Raw genomic sequence first — 21,637 nt, forward strand, 5'->3', positions numbered from 1 at the left:
GAATGGGACGACGACGATGAGCAGCAAAGCGGAGAGAGACGTAGCCGCGGCGACGAACCTCGCACACGCGGCGGCGGCCGCGGTGCCGCAGACCCGCGCCGCGCGGCACCGCCGGATAGTGGACATCCTCAACCGTCAACCGGTGCGCTCCCAGAGCCAGTTGGCGAAGCTGCTGTCCGACGACGGGCTCACGGTCACGCAGGCGACGCTCTCCCGCGACCTGGACGAGCTGGGCGCGGTCAAGATCCGCAACACCGGTGGTGAGCTGATCTACGCCGTGCCCAGCGAGGGTGGCTTCCGCACCCCGCAGGCCCCGCTCGGCGAATCGGCCAAGGAGGAGCGGATGCGCCGCCTGGCCGGCGAGCTGCTCATCTCGGCGGAGGCCTCGGCGAACCTGGTGGTGCTGCGCACGCCCCCGGGCGCGGCCCAGTTCCTCGCCTCGGCGATCGACCAGGCCGAACTGCACGTCATCCTCGGCACGATCGCGGGCGACGACACGGTCATGCTCATCAGCCGCGACCCGGCGGGCGGCCAGTCCCTGGCGGACCACATGCTCCGCTTGGCGCAGAACGAGCACTGAAGCCCGTCCGGGCCCATCCAGCCCAACTGTGCACAAGCCAGCCCCTCCGGCGCTTGAGGAGCGGGGTCCGGGGCGGAGCCCCGGTTTCGGGAAGGGGCGGGTTGGGGGAGAAGATTCCCTCAGCCCAGCCCCACCGCCCGCGCCCCATCGGCCCCGAGGAACGCCACCAGCTCACCCACGGTGGGCGCGGTGGCGGGCCCCCGCCGGGTGACGGCCAGCGCCGCCGCCGCATTCGCGCCACGCGCGGCATCGACCGGCGGAACTCCCCGCCCCAGCAACGCCAGGAACGCCCCCACATGCGCGTCCCCGGCCCCATTGCTGTCCACGGCATCCACCGGGAACCCGGGTACGTGCACCACGTCACCCGCACCGGGCGGAGCCACCCAGCAGCCGTCCTTGTCCGCCCGCAGCACGACCCCACCCCCGTCCCGCAGCCGCGAGCGCAGCGCCTCCGCCGCCTCCCGGGGCCCCGCCACCCCGGTCATGAGGAACGCCTCCCGCGCATTGCAGCTCAGCCAGTCCGCCCGGCCGAGCACCGGCTCCAGCACGGCCGCCGGGATGTCCGCCACGAGCGGCGCCGGATCGAGACACACCCGTACGTCGTCCGGCAGCCCCGCGACAAGACCGGCGAGCAGCGGCCCGTTGACCTCCATCACGAGGCCGTAGCCCGAGATCTGAACGATGTCGCCACGGCGCACGGCCGAGCCCACCGCGGCGGCCTCGTCCTCCGTCATCCGCGCGTCGACGCCGAAACTCGTCACGAACGTCCGCTCGCCGCCCCCGTCGACCAGCGCCACGCAGAACCCGCTGTCGCCGTCCGCCCGCACCGGAAGGACCGTGTCGATGCCCTCCGCCGCGAGCGCGGAACGCACCAACTCGCCGTAGGGCCCGGTCCCGTGGACGCCCGCGTAGACCGCGTCGGCGCCGAGCCTGCGGGCCGCGGTGAGCGTGTTGAAGCCGCCGCCCGCGTACAGCTCGGTGCGGGTGCCGATGACGTCGCCGCCGCGTTCGGGCAGGGCCGGCACGTCGATGACGAGATCGGCGATGACGTTCCCCGCGAGGACCACACGAGCCTCGCTCATCGCGCGGCCTCCTTGTCGACACCGGAACCGGAACCGTCGGCGGAGTCCACCGCACCCGGCTCGCCGAGGGTCACCGAGGACCTGCGCCCCAGCACCCCGTACACCGCGCCGCCCACGACGATGGCGACCAGCCACCCGAGCCCGTTCACACCGAACCACGAGTCGGCCAGCGGCCCCTCGAACCACACGTCGTCCGCGCTCGTCGCGGCCTTCGTGAACAGCAGCCCGGCCACGATCGCCGCCAGCCACGCGAGGACGGCGGACAGCTGGAAGCCGCCCCGGTACCAGTACCGGCCGCCAGGACCGGTGTTCATCAGCGCTTCCGGGTCGTACTCGCGCCCGCGCAGCATGTCGACGGCGATGATGCCGATCCACGCCGAGATCGGCACGGCTAGCAGCGTGAGGAACGTGCTGAACGGGCCGTAGAAGTCGTCGGCGATCAGCATGAAGTACACGCCGCCGAGGAACATCAGCACGACATCGAGGCACACCGCCCAGGCCCGCGGCACCCGCAGTCCGAGCGTGATCATCGTCAACCCGGCCGAGTACGTGGACAGATGGTTGGACATCAGCAGGCCGCCGAACGCCGCGATCAGATACGGCACCGCCATCCACGAAGGCAGCATCGCGTTGATCGCCGCGACCGGGTCGGAGGACGTCGCGAGCGTCGGGTCGCCCGCCGTGAGCAGCGAGCCGAGCGAGATCAGCAGCACCAGCGGAATGCCCGCCCCGAACGCGGAGGCCCGCACGAGCCGCCCGCCCGGGATCTTCTTCGGCAGGTAACGGGCGTAGTCCGCACCCGCGTTGGCCCAGCCGATGCCGGTGCCCGAGGCGATGAACCCGATGCCCGCGACGACGCCCGAGACCGGCCCCGCCGGGGCGTCGAGCACCTTCGACCAGTCGACGGTGGCGACGAGGAAGCCCATCACGACGAGGTTCAGGACGCCGAAGACGACCGTCGCCCACTTGTTGATCCACATGATCGTGGCGTGCCCGAGCCCGCTGATCAGCAGCGTGCAGGCGATGAACACCAGGAGACAGAGCAGGGTGAGCACGGTGCCCCGGTCCGCCCCGAACACCGTCTTGAGCAGGGCGAGCAGCGCGTACGCCGCCGTGGTCGTCGTGATCGTCTCCCAGCCGACCCGGCTGAGCCAGCTGATCAGTGTGGGGCCGTGGTTGCCGCGCTGTCCGAAGACGGCGCGCGACAGGGTCAGGGCCGGCGCCCCGCCCTTGCGGCCGGCGAGGCTGAGCGCGCCGACCAGGGCGAACGAGCCCACCGAGCCGACGGCCGCGACGAGCACGGCCTGCCAGATGTTCAGGCCGCGGAAGGCGACGAGCGTCGCGCCGAGCGGCAGCCCGAGGATCGAGATGTTGGCGGCGAACCACGTCCAGAACATCTGGCTCGCGTGGCCGTGCCGCTCGTTGTCGGGGACCGGTTCGATCCCTCGGGTCTCCACGGTGCCGACGCGGACGTTCTCCGTTGAAGCGGCCATCGCGGAACCTCCTTGGTGCGGGGAAGGGCAGGGGGTCAGGCAGTGCGGTGGGTGAGCAACTGGCGGGTCAGCGGCTCCAGTTCGAGGCCGTTGACGTCGCGCAGGGTGCGTACGGCATCGGCGGGAAGACCGCTCAGGCCGTGCACGGAACCGGCGATCGCCCCCGCGATCGCCGCGATGGTGTCGGAGTCGCCGCCGAGGTTCGCGGCGAGCAGCGCGGATCGCCACGGGTCGCCGCCGGTCAGCGCCAGCACCGCGAAGGCGGCCGGGACGGACTCCTGGCTGGCGACGCTCGTGCCGATCAGGGCGTCGATCCGGTCCAGGGCCGCCGCCTCGTCGAGCCCCGCGACCAGGTCCCGTACGGCGGCGATCCGTGTCGAGACGGAGGCGCCCGCGATCCAGTGGCCGCGCCGCGAACCGGCCGCCGACGCGGCGACCGCCGCCTCGAAGACCTCGTCCAGGGTGCCGCCCGCGACCCCGGTGGAGACGGCAGCGGCGACGGCCGCCGCGCCCGCGATGCCGATGGTCGTGTCGTGCGTGACCTGGCAGGACTCGACGACCCGGTCGAGGAAGGTGTCCGTGTCCCCGGGCGCGTAGGAGAAGGCGATGCCGACGGGGGTGACGCGCATGGCGGCGCCGTTCGTGGTGCCGTGCTTGCCGGCCTCCTTGGGGTCCGTCCCGCGCGCGACGGCGTCGAGCGCCGCCTTGGTCGAGGGGCCGAGGAGATCGAAGGAGCCCTTGGCCTTCATCTCCTTCTCCCAGGACAGGAGTTCCTCGGCGAACCGCAGCGGGTCGACGTGCCCGCCGCCCTCGACGAGCAGCCGCGCCACGATGACCGCCTGATCGGTGTCGTCGGTGACGGAACCGGCCGGCATCCCGGCGCTCACCGGGTTGTCGGCGCGTGCCGGTTCGAAGCCGGTCAGGGTGCCGTACACGCGGACGACGTCCGCGCGGGACATGACCTGCGTCGGCATACCGAGCGCGTCACCGAGCGCGAGCCCGTAGAAGGCGCCGAGGGCGCGGTCGAACTGGGGGGTCTCGGTCACTGGTGGCCTCCTCGGCCGGTACGTACGTGCAGTTGGAACCGGGCGGGGTCCAGCAGGCTGGTGACCTGCTCGACCACGCTGCCGTCGGCCGCGCGGAACACCTGGGCGACCCGGAGGAAGGACTCGCCGGGGGAGCGGTGCAGCCGGTCGGCGTCGCGGGCGTCGAGGCCGACGACGGCGATATGGGCGTCACCGGAGTCGGGAACGCGCCCGGCGGCGGCAAGGGTGCGGCTGAGCGAACCGCCGTCGAGCCCGCGCTCGGCGAGGTCGGCGAGCGCGCCGACGGCCGGCACGCGGCTGAACTCCAGCGAGACACCCTGGCCGTCCGGCAGTCGGCGCACACGGTCGAGGGCGGTGAACTCGCCGCACTCCAGGCCGAGTTCACCCGCCAGTTCGTCGTCCGTGATCCGTGCGAGGCGCAAAGTCTCGGTGGTCAGCTCCGTGCCCTGCGCGGCGAGGGCCCGGGTCCAGCCGAGCTGCTGGTCGAGCGGCGTGCCGTCGAAGGTGACGATCGAGCCGATCCCGGCGTGCGTCTCGATGAGGCCCTGCTCGCCGAGGAGTCCCAGGGCCTGCCGCACCGTCGTACGGCTGACTCCGAACCGCTCCCGCAGGGCGTGCTCGCCGGGGAGTTTGCTGCCGTCGGCGTGCACGCCCGTGCGGATCTCCTCGGCGAGGACGTGGGCGACGCGGTGATGCTTGTGAACCTGTCCAGGCATGTCTAGAAGGTAGACACGAAGAAGCCGACCTGTCTACACCTGTCCAGTGTCGACCCGGTCGGCTTCTCGAGTTCTCGATCGAGCGCGCTCGCGTGCTTGTGCGGCGGGTCTAGGCCTTCTCGGCCATTTCGGCCTTCTCGGCCTTCCGCGCCCGGTGCGACATCCACGCCGCGACCAGCGCCCCCGACACGTTGTGCCACACGGAGAACACCGCGGCGGGCAGCGCGGCCAGCGGGCTGAAGTGGGCCGTGGCCAGGGACGCCGCGAGGCCCGAGTTCTGCATGCCGACCTCGAAGGCCATGGCGCGCGACGCGGGCTTGCCGAGCCGGCCGAGCTTTCCGGCGCCGTAGCCGAGCGCGAGGCCGAGACCGTTGTGCAGCACCACCGCGACCACGACGAGGGCGGCGGCCGACTTGATGGCGTCGGCGCTGCCCGCCACCACCACGGCCACGATGACGGCGATGGTCAGCGCGGACAGCCACGGAAGCACGGTGAGCAGCCGGTCCACGTACCGGCCGAGCACCAGACGCACGACGAGGCCCGCGATCACCGGGAGCAGCACGGTCTTCAGGATGTCCGTCATCATCGACCCGGCGTCCACCGGCAGGTACGCGCCGGCGAGCAGCAGCGTCAGCGGCGGCGTGATGAGCGGGGCGAGCACCGTGGAGACGGTCGCCACGGACACCGACAGGGCGACGTCGCCGCGCGCCAGATAGGTCACGACGTTGGACGCGGTGCCGCTGGGCGCGCAGCCCACGAGGATGACACCGGCCGCCAACTGCGGGGACAGGCCCAGCGCGTGGGCGATGGCCCAGCCGAGCCCCGGCATGATCACGTAGTGCGCGACGAGCCCGAGCCCCACGGCCCAGGGCCGCTGCGCGACACCCTTGAAGTCCGTGAGGGTCATGGTGAGGCCCATGCAGAACATCACGACGCCCAGCAGGTACGGCACGTTCGTGCCCCAGCCGGCGAAGGTGCCGGGGGACGCGAGACCCCAGGCGCCCGCGACGAGGACGAGGACGGGGAAGACCGTGACCGCGAGCCGGGCGGCGCGGTCGGTGGACCCGTTCTCCGTGGCCGCGTCGGCGGCGGGCTCCGTCGCGGGGGAGGCGGGGGACGTCTGTTCGGATTCGCTTCGCACCGGGCGATGCAACGCCTCGGCGGCGAATCCCCGCAACCCCGTCTCGTTATGTGGTCCCTACACGGGAGTCGGTGGCCGTATACGTGACGATGTCCGTATACGTATCAGTACCGGGTGAGGTCCGTCGCGCCGCCCGCCGTTCCGATCGCGATGTGCGGGGACCGCTCGGGGCGCACCCAGGCCAGGATCCGGCGCATCGCGTCCTTCGGCACGGACACGCAACCGGCCGTGGCCCCGCGCCCGTTGACGTGCAGGAAGATGCCGGCTCCGCGGCCGCGCACGGGGCGGTGGTAGTTGAAGCCGACCACGAGCGCGTGCGCGTACTGCGTCGCGTAGTCGGCGAGGTGCTCGGACTCGGCGGCGCGGCAGTCGCGGGGGCGGGGCTCGGTCCAGCGGTTGTACGAGCGGGAGGCGTTGTCCTGGCACCACCAGGAGTCGCGGTGCACGCGCCGGTACGTCGTCGTGGTCCCCTCGGGCGCCGCCTTGACGCCGAACGCGAAGGGCAGGTCGTAGAGGCCGGCCGGTGTCGTGTTGGTGCTCTGCTTGCGCTTGCTCCCCGCCACGAGCCCCTTCGCCCCGAAGCGCGCGGGCGCCGAACCGGCCTTCGCCCAGCGGCCGTCCGTGCCCCGGTCCCACCAGGTGACGGTGCCGGTGGTCGAGGACGTACGGGGCGCCTCGGCGGTGATCAGCTGACGGCCGCCGCCGGTGTCCGCCATCCGGGCGGGCAGCGGTTCGGCGGCGGAGGCGGAGGGGGCCGCCGCGAGGGCGGCGCAGGCGGCGACGGCGGTGGCGATACCTGCTCGAAAGGGACGCATGCGTCAGAACGTAGCGGGCGGCAGCGGCAACGGCAGCCCGGGCAGGCCGTCCAGGCTCTTCGCGATGTGCTCCTTCTTCTGGAAGTACGCGTCGAGCCCCGCGTCGTCCTCGCGCTCGAAGCGCCTGCCGTGCAGGTCGCGGTCCTCGTCGTACGTCATGAAGGGCACGGCGTAGCCGCAGGTGTCGCGGATGTGTTCGGCGTGCACGACGATGACCGCCCGCAGGCCGTTGCGGGTCGGGTCGATGTCGGGGAAGCGGCCGACCAGCTCGGCGAAGCGCGGGTCGTCGCGGAACACGGGCTCGCCGCGGCCGTGCACCCGGACGATGTTCGGCGGGCCCTGGAACGCGCACCACATCAGCGTGATCCGGCCGTTCTCGCGCAGGTGGGCGATGGTCTCCGCGTTGGAACCGGCGAAGTCCAGGTAGGCGACGGTCCGTTCGTCGAGGACGGCGAAGGAGCCCTTGAGGCCCTTGGGGGAGAGGTTGACCGTCCCGTCGTCGGAGAGCGGGGCGGTGGCGGTGAAGAAGACCGGCTGATCCTCGATGAACGTGCGCAGGCGGCCCTCTATGCGTTCATGACTTTTTCCCATACCGGGATCATGCCCCGTTCACGCATCCTTCGCGGTGGGATTCCGTACGGCGAAATAGCCGGCGGCCAACAGGAGGACACAGCCCGCCAGTTGGAGCGGCGCGGGGCGCTCGCCGAGGACGACGGCCCCGCAGACGAGCGCGCCGACCGGGGTGAGCAGGAGCAGCACGGCGCCGACATGGCTCGCCAGGTGCGGGGAGTGCACCGCGACGAGCAGCCACCCAATCACGCCGCTGGTCAGCGAGGCCCCGGCCAGCCACCCGACGGCGGCCCACCCCGGCGCGAACTCGACGCCGGACCACAGGGCCCCGGCCCCCAGCGAGACGACGGCCGCGGACGCGGTGACGACCAGATACGTCTGCCGTACCTGCCCCGCGAGCCCACCGCGTCGCAGCAGGAACAGGAACCCCGAGTAGCAGAGCGCGGCGAGCAGCGCGTGCACGGTGCCCAGGAGCGGTTCGGCGCCGACCGCGTCGGAGAACACGCCGCCGGTCAGGGCGACGCCGACGACGAGCGGCGGCAGCCACAACAGGAAGCGGCGCGTGACCCGCTCGCCGTCCACCAGCCACGCCAGCAGCGGCACGAGCACCACCTGGACATTGACCAGGACCGTGGACAGGCCGGCCCCGACCTCCCCGATGGCCGCCGTCCACAGCAGCATGTCGCCCGCGAACAGCGCTCCCGCCAGCGCCGCGAGCGCGAGATGGCGGGCGCCCGGCGTCCCCTCCCTGCGCCGCTCCGGCGCGCACAGCAGCGCGAGCAGTGGCAGGGCCAGCGCACAGCGCAGATACGAGGCCGTGCCCGGCGAGGTGCCGGAGAGGTCGATGAGGACCGGGGCGAGGGAGAGCGAGAGTCCGCCGACGCCCATGCCGATGAGGGCGCGGGTGCGCGTCGGGACAGCGGGCCGCGTGATCATGACACCGCCGGGTACCCCGCGTCCGTACGGTCATGCGCGGCGTCCGGGCGTCCGTCCGGTGCGGCGGACCCGAACGGGCGACCCGGAGCACGATTGACGAAACATGCAGGACCCTGCATAATCATGCACAGCTTGAAACGACCGGCACAACGCACCGGCAATCAGATCCACCGGCCCGAGGAGCAGAGCACGTGAGCAGCAACACCGGCGATGTCCGCCTCTGGGGCGGCCGGTTCGCCGACGGCCCGGCCGAGGCCCTGGCGAAACTCTCCGCCTCCGTCCACTTCGACTGGCGCCTCGCCCCGTACGACATCGCGGGTTCCCGCGCCCACGCGCGCGTGCTCAACAAGGCGGGCCTGCTCACCGAGGACGAGCTGACCCGCATGATCGCCGGCCTCGACCAGCTGGAGAAGGACGTCGAGGACGGCTCCTTCGTCGGCACGATCGCCGACGAGGACGTGCACACGGCCCTCGAGCGTGGCCTCCTCGAGCGCCTCGGCCCGGACCTCGGCGGCAAGCTGCGCGCGGGCCGCTCGCGGAACGACCAGGTGGCGACGCTCTTCCGGATGTACCTGCGGGACGAGTCCCGGGTCATCGGCGGCCTGATCGCCGACCTCCAGGAGGCCCTCGTCGGCCTCGCCGAGGCGCACCCGGACGTCGCGATGCCGGGTCGTACGCACCTCCAGCACGCCCAGCCCGTGCTCTTCGCCCACCACGTCCTGGCGCACGTCCAGTCCCTGTCCCGGGACGCGGAGCGGCTGCGGCAGTGGGACGAGCGGACGGCCGTCTCGCCGTACGGCTCCGGCGCCCTGGCCGGCAGCAGCCTCGGCCTCGACCCGGAGGCGGTGGCGCGGGACCTCGGCTTCGAGCACGGCAGCTCCGCCAACTCCATCGACGGCACGGCCTCGCGCGACTTCGTCGCCGAGTTCACCTTCATCACCGCGATGATCGGCGTGAACATCTCGCGGATCGCCGAGGAGATCATCCTGTGGAACACGAAGGAGTTCTCCTTCGTCACGCTCCACGACGCCTTCTCCACCGGCTCCTCGATCATGCCGCAGAAGAAGAACCCGGACATCGCGGAGCTGGCGCGCGGCAAGTCGGGCCGCCTCATCGGCAACCTCACGGGCCTGATGGCGACGCTCAAGGCGCTTCCGCTCGCGTACAACCGTGACCTCCAGGAGGACAAGGAGCCGGTCTTCGACTCCTGCGACCAGCTGCGGCTGCTGCTCCCGGCGTTCACCGGAATGATGGCGACGCTCACGGTCAACCGGGAGCGCATGGAGGAGCTGGCCCCGGCCGGCTTCTCGCTCGCCACGGACATCGCCGAGTGGCTCGTCAAGCAGGGCGTGCCGTTCCGTGTCGCGCACGATGTCGCGGGCGAGTGCGTCAAGGTCGCGGAGTCCGAGGGCAAGGAGCTCGACGACCTCACCGACGAGCAGTTCGCCAAGATCTCCGAGCACCTGAAGCCCGAGGTCCGCACGGTGCTGAACGTCCCGGGCGCCCTGGCCTCCCGCTCGGGCCGCGGTGGCACGGCGCCGAGCGCGGTCGCCGTCCAGCTCGCCGAGGTCAAGCAGGACCTGTCGGTGCAGCGCACCTGGGCCGACGCGAAGAAGTGACCCCGTAGGTACCCGGTAGGTACCGAACAGGGCCCGGTTCGTCCATCCGTGGACGGGCCGGGCCCATCGGCGTGGGAGCGAGCGGGTCAGCGGCGAGCCCGGGCCCCGCCTCCGTAGCTCGACAGGTCGAGCAGCAGGCCGAAGATGATCACGACCCAGCCGATCCCGCGGACACCGACCACGGGCGCGTACGCGATGACGTAGCCCAGGGTCGTCCAGGGCAGCAGGATCAGGCCGATGAGCGGCAGCAGGACGCCGTTGAAGGCGCGGTCCACAAGGTTGGTGAACAGCCACGTGATCACCAGCGCCACGCGCGGCCCGATGGCGGCCATCGCCGCGAAGATGCAGCACCCCATGCCGGTACCTCCCGAGAGTCGGACGTCCCGACAGTCGTAGCACCGCGTGAGAAGGGCGACCACTGGAGACGTCCACGCCTCGCGTGAGACATTCATGTCTCACTTGATGTACTCTCGTCTCATGCCAGTCGATCGCGCCCACGTGCTGCACAGCGCCGCCGCCCTGCTGACCCGTAAATCCACGGCCACCATGGACGAGGTGGCGCGGGCCGCCGGCATCAGCCGCGCGACCCTGCACCGCCAGTTCGCGGGCCGGGACGCGCTGGTCCGCGCGCTGGAGGAGCTCGGCATCGCCGAGTGCGAATCGGCGCTCGACCGGTCCGGGCTCGACGAGGGGCCGGCCGCGGACGCGCTGCGCACCCTCATCCGCGAGCTCGAGCCCGCGGCGCCGCTGCTCGCCTTCCTCGTCACGGAGAACCAGCTGTTCGAGGGCGAGCAGCAGAACGAGGGCTGGGCCCGCCTCGACTCCCGCATCGAAGCGCTGTTCCGGCGCGGCCAGGAGACGGGCGAGTTCCGGATCGACCTGACGCCCGCGTGGCTGACCGAGGCGCTCTACGGCCTCATCGGCAGCGGCGCCTGGGCGGTGCAGGACGGCCGCGTCGCGGCCAAGGACTTCCAATTCATGATCGTCGAGCTGCTGCTCGGCGGCGCACTACGGAGAGTGGAACCATGACCAGCACACCACAGCGCACCCCTGCGGCGGAGGTGGTGCAGTCCCGTCCCGCGCGGTGGCTCGCCCTCTCCGTCCTCGTGCTGGCCGTGCTGCTCGTCGCCGTCGACGCGACCGTCCTCGGCCTCGCGACCCCGTACATCAGTGAGGACCTGAAGCCCTCCGGCACGCAGCTGCTCTGGATCGGTGACGTCTACTCGTTCGTCATCGCCGGACTGCTCGTCTCGATGGGCAGCCTCGGTGACCGCATCGGCCGCAAGAAGCTGCTCCTGATCGGCGCGGTCGCCTTCGGCGCGGTCTCCGTCCTCAACGCGTACGCGACGACGCCCGAGCTGATGATCCTGGCGCGCGCCCTGCTGGGTGTCGCGGGCGCGACCCTGATGCCGTCGACGCTGGCGCTGATCCGGAACATCTTCCACGACCCGCGCGAGCGCTCCCTTGCCATCGGCATCTGGGGTGCCATGGCCTCGGCTGGCGCGGCGGTCGGTCCGGTCGTCGGCGGGTTCCTGCTCGAACACTTCTGGTGGGGCTCGGTCTTCCTCATCAACCTGCCCGTGATGGCGATCCTGGTGGTCGTCGGCGCGAAGCTCATCCCCGAGTCGAAGAACCCGGTGCCGGGGCCCTGGGACCTGCTGAGCGTGGTGCTGTCCCTCGTCGGCATGATCGGTGTCGTCTACGCGGTGAAGGAGGCGGCGGCGCACGGCTTCGGTGCCGGTGTGGCGGCGTCGGCGGTGCTCGGTGCGGCGGCGCTCGTGTGGTTCGTGCGGCGCCAACTCTCGCTCGAAGCGCCCCTGTTGGACATGCGGCTGTTCCACAACCGCGGCTTCTCGGGCGCGGTCCTGGCGGACCTCCTGACGATTCTGGGCCTGGCCGGTCTGGTCTTCTTCCTCTCCCAGTTCCTGCAACTGGTGCAGGGGCGGGCGCCGTTCGAGGCGGGGCTCGCCGAACTCCCGGCAGCCATCGGCGCGGTGGCGGCGGGCCTGGTCGCCGGTACGGTGGCGCGGCGCTTCTCGGTGCGTTCCGTGGTCGCGGGCGGGCTCGCGGCGGTGGGCCTGGCGCTCGCCGCGCTCACCACGCTGAGCCAGTCGACCGGGTACCCGCTGCTCGGCACGGTGCTGCTCGTCGTCGGTGTCGGTGCGGGCTTCTCGTTCACGGTGACGGCCGACGTGATCCTCTCCAGCGTGCCCAAGGAGCAGGCGGGTGCGGCGTCGGCGGTGTCCGAGACGGCGTACGAGCTCGGTACGGCGCTGGGTATCGCGCTGCTCGGCTCGATCGTGACCGGGGTGTACTCCGGGTTCACGGTTCCCTCGGGGACGCCGGAGGATGTCGCGGTGGCTGCGCACGACTCGCTCGGCGGCGCGGTCGAGGCGGCGGGCGGCCTGCCGGCCGGGCAGGCGGACGCGCTCCTCGCCGGGGCGCAGTCGGCCTTCGTGGACGGCCTCCAGGTCGCGGCGGGCGTCGGAGCGGTGGTGCTGCTGGCGACATCGGTGGCGGCGTGGTTCCTCCTGCGCGGCCAGCGCCTGGAACAGTGACCCGTTCCACCGGCCCCGGGGCTCCGCCCCGGACCCCGCTGCTCAATCGCCGCAGGGGCTTGATCTGACCTCGCCTTGGGCAATCTGCCGCCTTGGGCGGCAGGGTGGGCAAGGCGGCGCACGGTGCCGCGCAACAGGGACGTGGGGCCCCGCCCCGGCGCAGCAAAAAACCCGGTCGACCGGGAAGATCCGGTCGACCGGGCCCACGCACCCGTAAGAGCGGCTACGCCGCCTTCGCCTTCGAGGCGTACATGTCCACGTACTCCTGACCCGAGAGCCGCATGACCTCCGTCATGACCGAGTCCGTCACGGCCCGCAGCACGTACCGGTCACGCCCCATCCCGTCGTAGCGGGAGAACTCCATCGGCTCACCGAACCGCACGGTCACCTTGCCAGGACGCGGAATCCCCGCACCCCCGGGCTGCAGCTTGTCCGTGCCGATCATGGCGAAGGGGACGACGGGCGCACCCGTCATCAGCGTCAGCCGGGCGATACCGGTCCGCCCGCGGTACAGGCGGCCGTCGGGGGAGCGCGTGCCCTCCGGGTAGATCCCGAAGATGTTGCCCTCCTCCAGGATGCGGCGGCCGGTCATCAGCGCGGCCACACCACCGTTCGCCCCGTCGCGGTCGACCGGAATCATGCCGACCCCGGTGAAGAACCACGCCATGAGGCGGCCCTTGAGGGACTTCCCGGTGACGTACTCGTCCTTGCCGATGAAGAAGACCTGCCGGTCACAGACGAGCGGCAGCAGCATCGAGTCGATGAACGTCAGGTGGTTGCCCGCCAGAATGACGGGACCGTTCCCCGGAATCTTCTCTGCGCCTTCCACACGCAGGCGGAACATCAGGCGCATGATCGGGCCGAGCACTGCCTTGATGAGCGCGAAGCGGGACAACGAGCCCTCCGATGTCAAGGAATGAGCAGGGATGGGTACCTGGTTTGGACTGAGGAGTCTGTGCAGGTGAGGACGATACTCGCGCACGAGTACCCGTTGCACATCGGGTTCACCGAGTGGATACGCGGAGTTGACCGAAGTTTGCGCCCCGTTGATGCGTGTGCAACGCCCGGACGCCATGCCGCAACACCCTGACGTTCCGTCCGAGGTCTCCCACTCGTCACTTCCCCACCCCTACGATCGGTCTCGCTTTGACAGGTGCAAGGCAGTACTTGGTGGGAGGAGTTCTTCATGGGGAACAAGGGGAACGAGAAGTCGCAGGCCGCACAGGGGGCGCGGCAGCCACACGGCATGGCGGCGCTCGGCCGCCGCACACTGCTCGGCGCGGCGGTCCTCGGCGCGAGCGCGACGGCACTGGGGGCGGCCGGAACGGCGAGAGCCGCCGACAGAGAAAGTGGCGCGAATAACATGAACAAGGGCCTCGCGGGCCTCCCTGTGCCCACGGTCATCGCGCACCGCGGCACCAGCGGCTACCGGCCGGAGCACACCCTCGGCTCGTACCAGCTGGCGCTCGACATGGGCGCGCACATCATCGAGGCCGGCGACCTCTGCCCGACCAAGGACGGGCATCTCGTATGCCGTCACGAACCGGAAATCGGCGGCACGACCAATGTGTCCGAGCACCCCGAGTTCGCCGACCGCAAGAAGACGAAGAGCCTCGACGGGGTGGCCACCACCGGCTGGTTCACCGAGGACTTCACGCTCGCCGAGCTGAAGACGCTGCGCGCCAAGGAGCGCATCCCGGGCACCCGCCAGCACAACACGATCTACGACGGCCGCTGGGAGATCCCCACCTTCGAGGAGGTCCTTCGCTGGCGCGCCCAGCAGAGCAAGAAGCTCGGCCGCGAGGTCTGGATCTACCCGGAGCTCAAGCACCCCACCTACTTCCGCAAGCAGAACCTCGCCCTGGAGGAGCGCCTCGCCAAGGTGCTGCGCGCCCACGGACTGCACCGGAAGAACTCGCCCGTCATCATCCAGTCCTTCGAGCCGACGAGCATCCAGCGCATGAACAAGCTGGTCGACAACCCGCTCGCGGTCCTCCTGTCCACGGCGAAGTCCCGGCCGTACGACTTCGTGGACAGCGGCGACCCGCGCACCGTCGCCGACCTGATCACGCCGAAGGGCCTCGCGGAGATCGCCTCGTACGCGAACGGCATCGGCCCGACGCTCGACCTGATCATCCCGAAGGACGCGAACGGCAAGCTGACCCAGCCCACCACGCTGGTCAGGGACGCGCACAAGGCGGGCCTCGTCCTGCACCCGTACACGATGCGCAACGAGAACACCTTCCTGCCGGCCGACTTCAAGAAGGGCACGGACCCGAACGCGTACGGCGACGCGTTCGGCGCCTTCAAGGCGTACTACGAGACCGGCATCGACGGCATCTTCTCGGACAACTGCGACACGGCGCTCCTCGCCCGCGAGGACTTCGTCAACGGGTGACCCCGGCACGCCGGTTGGAGTGAGACGAGGCCGCCCCGGCAACCGGCCGCAGGGGCGGCCTCGTCGCGCAGGGCATGACGTACGACACCGTGATCGCGTCCCTGCGCCCGCTCCTCGCCGCCGAGGTCCGCGCCGAGCTGTCGAGCGCCGCCGTCGACCCCGGCGACCTCGAACAGGCCGTCTGGGTCCGCCTCCTGGAACGCCTCGACACCCAGGGCCCGCCCGCGGACCCTGCCGCCTGGCTCCGCGAGGCGGTCGGCGCCGAGGCCCGCCTCCAGCGGCGCACGGCGCTGCGCGAACAGCCGTACGGGCTAACGGCCGCCGCCGATCCCGCGGCGGTGGACCCGGAGCGCCGCGCGCTCACCCACGAACGCGACCGGGCGCTGCGCCGTGCGGTGAGCCGGCTGCCGGGACGCTGCCCGCGCCTGATCGGCGCCCTGCTGTCCCCGCAGGACCTCACTTACCGTGAGATCGCGGGCGAGTTGGGTATCTCACAGGGCAGCCTTGGGCCGGAACGTTCCAGATGTCTGGGTTGCCTGCGCAGAATCCTGCCCTCCGAGGTTGCGCTCACGGCCCGCCGGGGAAAAGGGTGAAGGACAACCGGCGAACAGGTGAGCGGGAGGCATGCACACATGGGCATGAGCGTGACCATCTCTGCGGCGACCGAAGCGGATGCCGAGCAGATTCTGAAGCTCCAGTACCTCTGCTACCAGAGCGAGGCGCAGCTCTACGGGGACTACTCGATCGAGCCGCTCACACAGTCCCTGGACTCCGTGAGGGCCGAACTCACCAGCGGCACCGTGCTCGTGGCACGCCTCGGCGACGAGGTGGTGGCTTCCGTGCGCGGCACGGTCGACGCCGACGGCACGGCGCACATCAACAAGCTGATCGTCCACCCGCGCATGCAGCGCCACGGCCTGGGCGGCCGGCTGCTCTCCGCCGTGGAGACCGAGCTGGGCGCGGCGGGCACGGCCAAGAGCTTCCAGCTGTTCACCGGCCACCGCAGCGACCACAACCTGCGCCTGTACCGCCAGCACGGCTACGAGCCGGTGTCGACCGAGCGCGTCGACGAGCGGCTCACCGTGGTGACGCTCGCGAAGGCGGCCGAGGTCAAGGAAGCCGCGGCGAACGCCTTCGCGGCGAGCGCCTAGAGGGGCTCGGCGGTCAGTTCCCCGGCTGCTGCCGCTGCAGCACACCCTTGCGCAGCCAGTACATCGCGCTCAGCGGCAGCAGTACGGGGATGAACAGATAGCCGACCCCGAAGTCCGACCACACGGTCGCGTCCGGGAACGCGGACGGCTCCACCAGCGTCCACGTACCGACGATCAGGACGCCCGCGAGCTCCAGGGCGCAGCACACGAACGCGGCCCGCCGCGCCGTGTCCCCGCCGCGCACCAGCGAGTACGTGATGAAGGCGTACACGAGTCCCGCCACCGCCGACAGCGAGTACGCCAGCGGCGCCTTGTCGAACTCGGTGGAGATCTGCACGGCCGACCGCGACACGGCGCCGACGACCATCACGCCGTACAGCCACACCAGCAGCATGCCGGGCCCGCTGATGAGGCGGCGCTTCTTCTTCTCGGCCTTCGCAGCGGCCTTCGAGGTGTCCTTGTCTTCAGCGGTCACAGCCACCTCAGCCTCCCCAGATGTCGAAGAGCCGCACTTCGAGCACGGCCAGCACCACGCCGCCCGCGGCGACCGTCACCGAACCCCAGCGGGTGCGCTCGGCGAGCGACATGAAGCCCGCCGCCGGCACACAGGCGAACGCCCCGATCAGATACGCGACGAAGATCGTCGTGCCCTGGTCCGGCTTCTCGCCCCGCGCGAGCTGCACGATCCCGACCACCAGCTGCACCAGCGCCAGCACCGACACCACAGCCATCCCGATGAAGTGCCAGTCCTTGGTCGGCTGGTCGCGATACGCGGCGAAACCGCACCAGGCCGCGAGCGCCAGCGCGGCGAGACCCGTCACCAGGGTCAGGACATCAAGCATGGCCGTGAGCCTATTACGGGCCAAAAGACCCGATGCGCTCGACCCCAAGGTGACCCGTACCCTCGGGACACATGAAGATCACCGCTGACGCCCTGCTGTTCGACAACGACGGAACCCTGCTCTCGTCGATGGAGTCGGTGTACCGCTGCTGGACCCGCTGGGCCGAGGAGTACGGGATCACCGCCGAGGCCTTCGCCGCCGTCGAACTGCACGGCCGCCCCGCCGCCGAGATCGCCGCCGACCTGCTCCCCGCCGAGAAGGTCGCCGACGCCGTCAAGCGCATCGAGGAGCTGGAGGTCGAGGACGTGCCCAACGGCGGCACCCACGTCCTGCCCGGCACCCTCGACCTGCTCACCTCGCTGCCCGACGAGAACTGGGCCGTCGTCACCTCCGCCACCCGCCGGCTCGCCGAGGCCCGGCTCGCCGCCGTCGGCATCAAGACGCCGCTGCTGATCGCCGCGGACGACATCACGCACGGCAAGCCGAACCCCGAGCCGTTCCTGCTCGCCGCCGGGAAGCTGGGCGTGGACCCGGAGCGCTGCGTCGTCTTCGAGGACGCCCCGGCCGGTCTCACCGCGGGCCGCGTCGGCGGCATGAAGACCGTGGCGTTGACCACAACGCACGAGGCGCACGAGCTCTCCGCCGACGTCGTCGTGAAGGACCTCTCCGCGGTGTCCGCGCAGGTCACGGACTCGGGCGTGGAGATCACGACCGCCCCCTGAGGCCAAGTGGAGCCCCGGCCCCCGCTGTCCGAATAGCGGACAGCGGGGGCCGCCCGCGTCCTCACGTCTGCTTTACTTGCCGACATGACCACGACGAGCAGCCGCACCCTTGCGACCGAGGCGACCATGACGCCCGGTGCTGCTTGTATGTGTCGAATGTGCGCCTTCTGAGGGCCCCCACACCGCCTGTTCTCGCGCCCCGAAGCGAGACCCGCGCGCCCTGTCCGTAGGGAGTGACTCCGCAGGGAGAAACAGTCCGCCTACGTGACCGGGCCTGCCCCGCGCACAGCTTCTCCTCACGGGTTCATCCGCCTCTGCGAGACCTGTCGCGCGCCCGGAAACTCAAGCCAAGTTCCCGAACGAATGCCCCGTGCCCGGTGCCACCCGCGCCGCGCACTCGACAGCTACGGAAACCCACGTGATCACCACCAAGGGCCTCACCAAGGTCTACCGCTCGCGCGGCCGCGAGGTCACCGCCCTCGACGGCGTCGATCTGCACGTGCGCGAAGGCGAGGTGTACGGCGTCATCGGCCAGTCAGGCGCCGGCAAGTCCTCGCTGATCCGCTGCGTGAACCTGCTGGAGCGTCCGACCTCCGGCACCGTGACCGTCGCAGGACAGGACCTCACCGCCCTCGCCGGCCGCGGCTCGCGCGCGGGCAAGGAGCTGCGCGAGGCGCGCAGCCGTATCGGCATGGTCTTCCAGCACTTCAACCTGCTGTCCTCGCGCACCGTGCAGGACAACATCGAGCTGCCGCTCGAAATCCTCGGCAAGTCGGGGAAGGAACGTTCCACCAAGGCGCTGGAACTGCTCGACCTGGTCGGCCTCGCCGACAAGGCCAAGTCCTACCCGGCCCAGCTCTCCGGCGGCCAGAAGCAGCGCGTCGGCATCGCCCGCGCGCTCGCAGGCGACCCGAAGGTGCTGCTCTCCGACGAGGCGACGTCCGCCCTCGACCCGGAGACCACCCGCTCGATCCTCCAGCTGCTTCGCGACCTCAACCGCCAGCTCGGCCTGACCGTCCTGCTCATCACGCACGAGATGGACGTCGTCAAGACCGTCTGCGACTCCGCGGCCCTCATGGAGCGCGGGCAGATCGTCGAGTCCGGCACCGTCAGCGAACTGCTCGCGACGCCCGGCTCCGAGCTCGCCTCCGCGCTCTTCCCGGTCAGCGGCGAGGCCTCCGGCGACGACCGCACCGTCATCGACGTCACCTTCCACGGCGAGTCGACGACCCAGCCGGTCATCTCGCAGCTCTCCCGCACCTACAACGTCGACATCTCGATCCTCGGCGCCGCGATGGACACCGTCGCGGGCAAGCAGGTCGGCCGCATGCGCATCGAACTGCCCGGCCGCTACGACGACAACGTCGTGCCCATCGGCTTCCTGCGCGAGCAGGGCCTCCAGGTCGACATCCAGGGCGCGCAGCCCTCCGTTCTGCAGAAGGAAGGTGTCACCAAGTGACCTGGTCGGAGATGCAGCCGCTGCTGTCCCAGGCGTGTTGGGACACCCTCTACATGGTCGGCTGGTCGACGCTGATCGCGATCGTCTTCGGACTGCCGCTCGGTGTGCTGCTGGTCCTCACGGACCGCGGCGGGCTGCTGCAGAACGCCTTCGTGAACAAGGTCATCGGGCAGATCGTGAACATCGTCCGCTCGATGCCCTTCATCATCCTGATGGTCGCCCTCATGGGCTTCACGCGAGCGATCGTCGGCACCACCATTGGCCGCGAGGCCGCCATCGTGCCGCTCGCCATCGGCGCGATCCCGTTCTTCGCGCGCCTCGTCGAGACCTCGGTGCGCGAGGTCGACGGCGGCCTGATCGAGGCCGTGCAGTCGATGGGCGGCAACACCTGGACCGTCGTGCGCAAGGTCCTCGTGCCCGAGTCGCTGCCCTCGCTGATCTCGGCGACCACCACGACGATCGTCGCGCTCATCGGCTACTCCGCCATGGCCGGCACGGTCGGCGCGGGCGGCCTCGGCGACATCGCGATCCGCTATGGCTACCAGCGTTTCGAGGCGAACCTGATGTGGATCACGGTGGCGATCCTCGCCGTCGTCATCTCGCTCATCCAGTTCGCGGGCGACAGCGGCGCACGCGTCCTGCACCGCCGCGCCGGCAAGGGCGGCGATCCGCTCCGCTTCAACCTCTTCGCCGGCCGGGCGGCGGTCACCGCCACCAAGTCCGGCTGAATCCCGTTCTCCCCGTTCTCCCCGTCCCACCCGGCGGGTTGCACCACTGATGGAAAGGCACTTTTCGTGCGTAACACCACCAAGATCACCGCAGCTGTCCTCGCCACCGGCGCCCTCACCCTGGGTCTGACCGCCTGCGGCTCCGACAAGGCCGACACCAAGGCCAAGGCCTCCGACCCGCTGGTCGTCGCCGCGACTCCCGTCCCGCACGCCGAGATCCTCAACTTCATCAAGAAGGACCTCGCGAAGAAGGAAGGCCTCAAGCTCGAGGTCAAGGAGTTCACCGACTACGTCACGCCGAACAACGCGACCGAGGACGGTTCGGTCGACGCCAACTACTTCCAGACCACGCCCTACCTGGAAGACTTCAACAAGAAGAACGGCACGCACCTCAAGTCGGTCGCCACCGTCCACCTGGAGCCGCTCGGCCTCTACTCGCAGAAGGCCAAGAAGCTCGACGGCCTCAAGAAGGGCGGCACCGTCGCCCTCCCGAACGACGCCGACAACGAGAGCCGCGCCCTGCGCTTCCTCGCCGCGAACGACCTCATCACCCTGAAGAAGGGCTCCGAGGCCGCCGCGACCCCGCAGGACATCGCGAAGAACCCGAAGGACCTCCAGTTCAAGGAGGTCGAGGCCGCCCAGACGCCGCGTTCCCTCAAGGACGTCGACGCCGCGGTGATCAACGGCAACTACGCCATCGGTGCCGACCTCAACCCGGCCAAGGACGCGCTCGCCCTGGAGTCCACCAAGAACAACGAGTACAACAACGTGCTCGCCATCAAGGACGGCAACCAGGACGACCCGCGCATCAAGAAGCTCGCCAAGCTCCTCACCTCGCCCGAGGTCAAGAAGTTCATCGAGGACAAGTACAAGGGCTCGGTGCTCCCCTCCTTCTGATGCCGAATCCCCTGAAGTCCACGATTCCCGCCGCCGTGATCGCCGGGGCACTCGTCCTCGGCCTCACGGCGTGCGGCGGCGACAAGGCGGACGCGAGCCGGAAGCTGGTCGTCGGGGCCACCCCGACCCCGGCCGGCGAAGTCCTCACGTACGTACAGAAGAACCTGGCGAAGAAGGCCGGACTCGACCTGGAGATCAAGGAGTTCACGGACTACGTCCTGCCGAACACCGCGCTCCAGCAGGGCGACCTCGACGCCAACCTGTTCCAGCACACGCCGTACCTGAAGGACTTCAACAAGTCCAAGGGCACGACGCTCGCGCCGGTCACGCAGGTCTACCTGCCGCCGCTCGGCTTCTACTCGAAGAAGACGAAGGACGTCCGCGAGCTGCGCGACGGAGCCACCGTCGCGCTGCCGAACGACATCACCGACGAGGGCAGGGCGCTCGAACTCCTCGCCTCCCAGGGCGTGATCGGCCTCAAGAAGGGCGCCGGTCTGAACGCGACGCCCAAGGACGTCGCGAAGAACCCGAAGGGGCTCAAGTTCAAGGAGCTCGAAGCGGCCCAGCTGCCGCGCTCGTTGGACGACGTCGACGTGGCCGCCGTCAACAACAACTTCGCGATGGACGCGGGACTCAACCCCGAGAAGGACGCCATCCTTCTGGAGTCCGTCAAGGACAACCCGTACAACAACATCCTCGCCGTCAAGAAGGGCGAGGAGGGCGACCCCCGGGTCAAGAAGCTGGCGAAACTGCTGACTTCGCCCGAGGTCAAGAAGTTCATCGAGACCAAGTACAAGGGTTCGGTGCTCCCCGTCTGAGGGACCCGTCCGACGCGCTCCCATGGGGGCCGCACCTGGCAACAGGGGCGGCCCCCATGTGCAGTT

At 70.5% G+C, this 21,637-nt stretch carries 24 protein-coding genes; 12 read left to right on the forward strand and 12 right to left on the reverse strand.

Features of this window, described 5'->3' with window-relative positions; translation table 11 throughout:
- Window positions 1–16: 16 nt before the first annotated feature.
- Complete coding sequence (locus tag ACZ7L4_RS33750) at window positions 17–580, forward strand: arginine repressor (protein ID WP_385759794.1); 564 nt, start codon at window positions 17–19, stop codon at window positions 578–580.
- A gap of 119 nt (window positions 581–699) precedes the next feature.
- On the opposite strand, the gene ACZ7L4_RS33755 is transcribed toward ACZ7L4_RS33750, so the two are convergent.
- From ACZ7L4_RS33755 to ACZ7L4_RS33790, 8 genes are all read right to left on the reverse strand, one after another.
- Window positions 700–1,662 (reverse strand): PfkB family carbohydrate kinase, encoded by a 963-nt coding sequence (locus ACZ7L4_RS33755; RefSeq protein WP_472108570.1) that lies wholly within the window; start codon window positions 1,660–1,662, stop codon window positions 700–702.
- The gene (locus tag ACZ7L4_RS33760) at window positions 1,659–3,155 is read right to left on the reverse strand and encodes a purine-cytosine permease family protein (protein WP_472108572.1); all 1,497 of its coding nucleotides are present in this window, start codon (window positions 3,153–3,155) and stop codon (window positions 1,659–1,661) included. Before ACZ7L4_RS33760 ends, ACZ7L4_RS33755 begins: the two co-directional genes overlap by 4 nt.
- Window positions 3,156–3,190: 35 nt before the next feature.
- Window positions 3,191–4,201, reverse strand: coding sequence for an ADP-ribosylglycohydrolase family protein (locus tag ACZ7L4_RS33765; protein WP_472108574.1), 1,011 nt, complete (start codon window positions 4,199–4,201; stop codon window positions 3,191–3,193).
- Window positions 4,198–4,917: a GntR family transcriptional regulator gene (locus ACZ7L4_RS33770; RefSeq protein ID WP_472108575.1), complete on the reverse strand. Its 720-nt coding sequence runs from the start codon at window positions 4,915–4,917 to the stop codon at window positions 4,198–4,200. The genes ACZ7L4_RS33765 and ACZ7L4_RS33770 overlap by 4 nt, the downstream gene beginning before the upstream one ends.
- A gap of 109 nt (window positions 4,918–5,026) precedes the next feature.
- On the reverse strand, window positions 5,027–6,058 hold the full coding sequence (locus ACZ7L4_RS33775) for a bile acid:sodium symporter family protein (RefSeq protein WP_472108576.1): 1,032 nt from the start codon (window positions 6,056–6,058) through the stop codon (window positions 5,027–5,029).
- A 104-nt stretch (window positions 6,059–6,162) separates the two neighbouring features.
- Entirely contained in the window at window positions 6,163–6,873 is a 711-nt protein-coding gene (locus ACZ7L4_RS33780) for a L,D-transpeptidase family protein (RefSeq protein ID WP_472108577.1), read from the reverse strand.
- Between the two features lie 3 nt (window positions 6,874–6,876).
- Complete coding sequence (locus ACZ7L4_RS33785) at window positions 6,877–7,464, reverse strand: pyridoxamine 5'-phosphate oxidase family protein (protein ID WP_450816010.1); 588 nt, start codon at window positions 7,462–7,464, stop codon at window positions 6,877–6,879.
- A gap of 18 nt (window positions 7,465–7,482) precedes the next feature.
- Window positions 7,483–8,379: a DMT family transporter gene (locus ACZ7L4_RS33790; RefSeq protein ID WP_472108579.1), complete on the reverse strand. Its 897-nt coding sequence runs from the start codon at window positions 8,377–8,379 to the stop codon at window positions 7,483–7,485.
- 191 nt (window positions 8,380–8,570) lie between these two features.
- Here ACZ7L4_RS33790 and argH point away from each other — a divergent pair, with 191 nt between their 5' ends.
- Entirely contained in the window at window positions 8,571–9,998 is a 1,428-nt protein-coding gene (argH, locus tag ACZ7L4_RS33795; protein ID WP_472108580.1) for an argininosuccinate lyase, read from the forward strand.
- An 86-nt stretch (window positions 9,999–10,084) separates the two neighbouring features.
- Here argH and ACZ7L4_RS33800 read toward each other — a convergent pair whose 3' ends face one another.
- Window positions 10,085–10,354, reverse strand: a complete 270-nt coding sequence (locus ACZ7L4_RS33800) for a hypothetical protein (RefSeq protein ID WP_399231150.1) — start codon at window positions 10,352–10,354, stop codon at window positions 10,085–10,087.
- Window positions 10,355–10,475: 121 nt separating this feature from the next.
- On the opposite strand from ACZ7L4_RS33800, the gene ACZ7L4_RS33805 reads away from it, so the two are divergent.
- Complete coding sequence (locus ACZ7L4_RS33805) at window positions 10,476–11,027, forward strand: TetR/AcrR family transcriptional regulator (RefSeq protein WP_472108582.1); 552 nt, start codon at window positions 10,476–10,478, stop codon at window positions 11,025–11,027.
- Window positions 11,024–12,556, forward strand: coding sequence for an MFS transporter (locus ACZ7L4_RS33810; RefSeq protein WP_472108583.1), 1,533 nt, complete (start codon window positions 11,024–11,026; stop codon window positions 12,554–12,556). Before ACZ7L4_RS33805 ends, ACZ7L4_RS33810 begins: the two co-directional genes overlap by 4 nt.
- 223 nt (window positions 12,557–12,779) lie before the next feature.
- Here ACZ7L4_RS33810 and ACZ7L4_RS33815 read toward each other — a convergent pair whose 3' ends face one another.
- Window positions 12,780–13,469: a lysophospholipid acyltransferase family protein gene (locus tag ACZ7L4_RS33815; protein ID WP_327664252.1), complete on the reverse strand. Its 690-nt coding sequence runs from the start codon at window positions 13,467–13,469 to the stop codon at window positions 12,780–12,782.
- A gap of 333 nt (window positions 13,470–13,802) precedes the next feature.
- On the opposite strand from ACZ7L4_RS33815, the gene ACZ7L4_RS33820 reads away from it, so the two are divergent.
- The 3 genes from ACZ7L4_RS33820 to ACZ7L4_RS33830 all read left to right on the forward strand — a co-directional run bounded on the left by ACZ7L4_RS33820 (window position 13,803) and on the right by ACZ7L4_RS33830 (window position 16,105).
- Entirely contained in the window at window positions 13,803–14,954 is a 1,152-nt protein-coding gene (locus tag ACZ7L4_RS33820; RefSeq protein WP_472108826.1) for a glycerophosphodiester phosphodiesterase, read from the forward strand.
- Window positions 14,955–15,028: 74 nt separating this feature from the next.
- The gene (locus ACZ7L4_RS33825) at window positions 15,029–15,547 is read left to right on the forward strand and encodes a sigma-70 family RNA polymerase sigma factor (RefSeq protein ID WP_472108584.1); all 519 of its coding nucleotides are present in this window, start codon (window positions 15,029–15,031) and stop codon (window positions 15,545–15,547) included.
- Between the two features lie 39 nt (window positions 15,548–15,586).
- Window positions 15,587–16,105 carry a GNAT family N-acetyltransferase gene (locus ACZ7L4_RS33830; RefSeq protein WP_472108586.1) on the forward strand — a complete coding sequence of 173 codons (519 nt, stop codon included), beginning with the start codon at window positions 15,587–15,589 and terminating at the stop codon, window positions 16,103–16,105.
- Window positions 16,106–16,118: 13 nt separating this feature from the next.
- Here the strand turns inward: ACZ7L4_RS33830 and ACZ7L4_RS33835 are convergent, their stop codons facing one another.
- Window positions 16,119–16,499 carry a hypothetical protein gene (locus ACZ7L4_RS33835; RefSeq protein ID WP_385759879.1) on the reverse strand — a complete coding sequence of 127 codons (381 nt, stop codon included), beginning with the start codon at window positions 16,497–16,499 and terminating at the stop codon, window positions 16,119–16,121.
- Window positions 16,500–16,587: 88 nt separating this feature from the next.
- Entirely contained in the window at window positions 16,588–16,947 is a 360-nt protein-coding gene (locus ACZ7L4_RS33840; protein WP_266721663.1) for a hypothetical protein, read from the reverse strand.
- 71 nt (window positions 16,948–17,018) lie between these two features.
- Between ACZ7L4_RS33840 and ACZ7L4_RS33845 the strand changes: the two genes are divergently transcribed.
- The 5 genes from ACZ7L4_RS33845 (at window position 17,019) to ACZ7L4_RS33865 (ending at window position 21,571) form a co-directional block, all read left to right on the forward strand.
- A complete protein-coding gene (locus ACZ7L4_RS33845) occupies window positions 17,019–17,669 on the forward strand; it encodes an HAD-IA family hydrolase (protein ID WP_472108588.1) in 651 nt (216 codons plus the stop codon).
- 418 nt (window positions 17,670–18,087) lie between these two features.
- A complete protein-coding gene (locus ACZ7L4_RS33850) occupies window positions 18,088–19,128 on the forward strand; it encodes a methionine ABC transporter ATP-binding protein (RefSeq protein WP_472108589.1) in 1,041 nt (346 codons plus the stop codon).
- Entirely contained in the window at window positions 19,125–19,856 is a 732-nt protein-coding gene (locus ACZ7L4_RS33855; protein ID WP_472108591.1) for a methionine ABC transporter permease, read from the forward strand. The genes ACZ7L4_RS33850 and ACZ7L4_RS33855 overlap by 4 nt, the downstream gene beginning before the upstream one ends.
- 66 nt (window positions 19,857–19,922) lie before the next feature.
- Window positions 19,923–20,753: a MetQ/NlpA family ABC transporter substrate-binding protein gene (locus tag ACZ7L4_RS33860; protein ID WP_472108593.1), complete on the forward strand. Its 831-nt coding sequence runs from the start codon at window positions 19,923–19,925 to the stop codon at window positions 20,751–20,753.
- Window positions 20,753–21,571, forward strand: a complete 819-nt coding sequence (locus ACZ7L4_RS33865) for a MetQ/NlpA family ABC transporter substrate-binding protein (protein ID WP_472108594.1) — start codon at window positions 20,753–20,755, stop codon at window positions 21,569–21,571. The genes ACZ7L4_RS33860 and ACZ7L4_RS33865 overlap by 1 nt, the downstream gene beginning before the upstream one ends.
- The last annotated feature ends 66 nt before the right edge of the window (window positions 21,572–21,637 follow it).

It is taken from the genome of Streptomyces sp. NPDC107575 (genome assembly GCF_055657265.1).

Coding starts and splice junctions, on each gene's coding strand:
- ACZ7L4_RS33785 (WP_450816010.1), bottom strand. CDS start 7,464: ATGGGAAAAAGTCATGAACGCATAGAGGGCCGCCTGCGCACGTTCATC.
- ACZ7L4_RS33825 (WP_472108584.1), top strand. CDS start 15,029: ATGACGTACGACACCGTGATCGCGTCCCTGCGCCCGCTCCTCGCCGCC.
- ACZ7L4_RS33760 (WP_472108572.1), bottom strand. CDS start 3,155: ATGGCCGCTTCAACGGAGAACGTCCGCGTCGGCACCGTGGAGACCCGA.
- ACZ7L4_RS33770 (WP_472108575.1), bottom strand. CDS start 4,917: ATGCCTGGACAGGTTCACAAGCATCACCGCGTCGCCCACGTCCTCGCC.
- ACZ7L4_RS33865 (WP_472108594.1), top strand. CDS start 20,753: ATGCCGAATCCCCTGAAGTCCACGATTCCCGCCGCCGTGATCGCCGGG.
- ACZ7L4_RS33835 (WP_385759879.1), bottom strand. CDS start 16,499: ATGCTGCTGGTGTGGCTGTACGGCGTGATGGTCGTCGGCGCCGTGTCG.
- ACZ7L4_RS33845 (WP_472108588.1), top strand. CDS start 17,019: ATGAAGATCACCGCTGACGCCCTGCTGTTCGACAACGACGGAACCCTG.
- ACZ7L4_RS33820 (WP_472108826.1), top strand. CDS start 13,803: ATGGCGGCGCTCGGCCGCCGCACACTGCTCGGCGCGGCGGTCCTCGGC.
- ACZ7L4_RS33755 (WP_472108570.1), bottom strand. CDS start 1,662: ATGAGCGAGGCTCGTGTGGTCCTCGCGGGGAACGTCATCGCCGATCTC.
- ACZ7L4_RS33790 (WP_472108579.1), bottom strand. CDS start 8,379: ATGATCACGCGGCCCGCTGTCCCGACGCGCACCCGCGCCCTCATCGGC.
- ACZ7L4_RS33780 (WP_472108577.1), bottom strand. CDS start 6,873: ATGCGTCCCTTTCGAGCAGGTATCGCCACCGCCGTCGCCGCCTGCGCC.
- ACZ7L4_RS33805 (WP_472108582.1), top strand. CDS start 10,476: ATGCCAGTCGATCGCGCCCACGTGCTGCACAGCGCCGCCGCCCTGCTG.
- ACZ7L4_RS33830 (WP_472108586.1), top strand. CDS start 15,587: ATGGGCATGAGCGTGACCATCTCTGCGGCGACCGAAGCGGATGCCGAG.
- ACZ7L4_RS33840 (WP_266721663.1), bottom strand. CDS start 16,947: ATGCTTGATGTCCTGACCCTGGTGACGGGTCTCGCCGCGCTGGCGCTC.
- ACZ7L4_RS33800 (WP_399231150.1), bottom strand. CDS start 10,354: ATGGGGTGCTGCATCTTCGCGGCGATGGCCGCCATCGGGCCGCGCGTG.
- ACZ7L4_RS33810 (WP_472108583.1), top strand. CDS start 11,024: ATGACCAGCACACCACAGCGCACCCCTGCGGCGGAGGTGGTGCAGTCC.
- ACZ7L4_RS33750 (WP_385759794.1), top strand. CDS start 17: ATGAGCAGCAAAGCGGAGAGAGACGTAGCCGCGGCGACGAACCTCGCA.